Source organism: Paractinoplanes rishiriensis, from assembly GCF_016862375.1.
Classification (GTDB): domain Bacteria; phylum Actinomycetota; class Actinomycetes; order Mycobacteriales; family Micromonosporaceae; genus Actinoplanes; species Actinoplanes rishiriensis.
Genome location: NZ_BOMV01000155.1, coordinates 1 through 1715, shown reverse-complemented (window position 1 = coordinate 1715; position 1715 = coordinate 1). Strand labels below are relative to the sequence as shown.

Below are 1715 nucleotides of genomic sequence, written 5' to 3'. Positions count from 1 at the left end.
TAGTAGTTTAGTGATGGGGTGACGCAGGAAGGTAGCTGAGCCCGGCCGGTGGTTGTGCCGGGGTAAGCGTGTAGGCCCGTGTGTAGGCAAATCCGCACGCGTATAGGCTGAGACGTGATGCCGAGCCGTATCAGGTGAAGTCAGTGATCCTATGCTGCCGAGAAAAGCCTCTAGCGATGTTCCGAGCGGCCCGTACCCTAAACCGACACAGGTGGTCAGGTAGAGAATACCGAGGCGACGGGCGAACTGTGGTTAAGGAACTCGGCAAATTGCCCCCGTAACTTAGGGAGAAGGGGGGCCGGACGCGTGAACACCCTTGCGGTGGGAGCGTGGTATGGCCGCAGAGAGCAGGGGGAAGCGACTGTTTACTAAAAACACAGGTCCATGCCAAGTCGTAAGACGATGTATATGGACTGACGCCTGCCCGGTGCTGGAACGTTAAGGGGACCTGTTAGCTCTTCGGGGCGAAGCGGAGAACTTAAGCGCCAGTAAACGGCGGTGGTAACTATAACCATCCTAAGGTAGCGAAATTCCTTGTCGGGTAAGTTCCGACCTGCACGAATGGCGTAACGACTTCCCCACTGTCTCAACCACAGGCCCGGCGAAATTGCAGTACGAGTAAAGATGCTCGTTACGCGCGGCAGGACGGAAAGACCCCGGGACCTTTACTATAGCTTGACATTGGTATCCGAATGTAATTGTGTAGGATAGGTGGGAGCCGGTGAAGCTTGGACGCCAGTTCAGGTGGAGGCAATCTTGAAATACCACTCTGTTGGATTTGGGTATCTAACTTGCGGCCCTGATCGGGTCGAGGGACAGTGTCTGGTGGGTAGTTTAACTGGGGCGGTTGCCTCCTAAAGGGTAACGGAGGCGCCCAAAGGTTCCCTCAGCCTGGTTGGCAATCAGGTGTTGAGTGTAAGTGCACAAGGGAGCTTGACTGTGAGACTGACGGGTCGAGCAGGGACGAAAGTCGGGACTAGTGATCCGGCACTTGCGTGTGGAAGCGGTGTCGCTCAACGGATAAAAGGTACCCCGGGGATAACAGGCTGATCTTCCCCAAGAGTCCATATCGACGGGATGGTTTGGCACCTCGATGTCGGCTCGTCGCATCCTGGGGCTGTAGCAGGTCCCAAGGGTTGGGCTGTTCGCCCATTAAAGCGGTACGCGAGCTGGGTTTAGAACGTCGTGAGACAGTTCGGTCCCTATCCGCCGTGCGCGTTGGATACTTGAGAAGGGCTGTCCCTAGTACGAGAGGACCGGGACGGACGAACCTCTGGTGTGCCAGTTGTCCCGCCAGGGGCACGGCTGGTTGGCTACGTTCGGAAGGGATAACCGCTGAAAGCATCTAAGCGGGAAGCCTGCTTCGAGATGAGGTATCCCACCACCTTGAGTGGGTAAGGCTCCCAGCTAGACTACTGGGTTGATAGGCCGGAGATGTAAGCCAGGTAACTGGTTCAGTTGACCGGTACTAATAAGCCGAGGGCTTAACCACCCTAAACATATGAGCGCGTCCACTGTGTGATTCACAGCAAACGAACAACCCGGCCATCGTGTATGGCCGCGTGGTTGATCGGTAGTGCTGAAAGATGTTTCGGTGGTCATAGCGGTGGGGAAACGCCCGGTCTCATTCCGAACCCGGAAGCTAAGCCCTCCAGCGCCGATGGTACTGCACTCGGGAGGGTGTGGGAGAGTAGGACACCGCCGGACTCAACGTG

The 1715-nt window shown here is 56.7% G+C and carries 2 rRNA genes; both read left to right on the top strand.

The features are described 5' to 3' along the window. A 23S ribosomal RNA gene (locus Ari01nite_RS49330) occupies nt 1-1492 on the top strand; the annotation flags it as partial. A 98-nt stretch (nt 1493-1590) separates the two neighbouring features. After that, nucleotides 1591-1707: ribosomal RNA gene (rrf, locus tag Ari01nite_RS49325) — 5S ribosomal RNA — on the top strand. Nucleotides 1708-1715 lie beyond the last annotated feature (8 nt).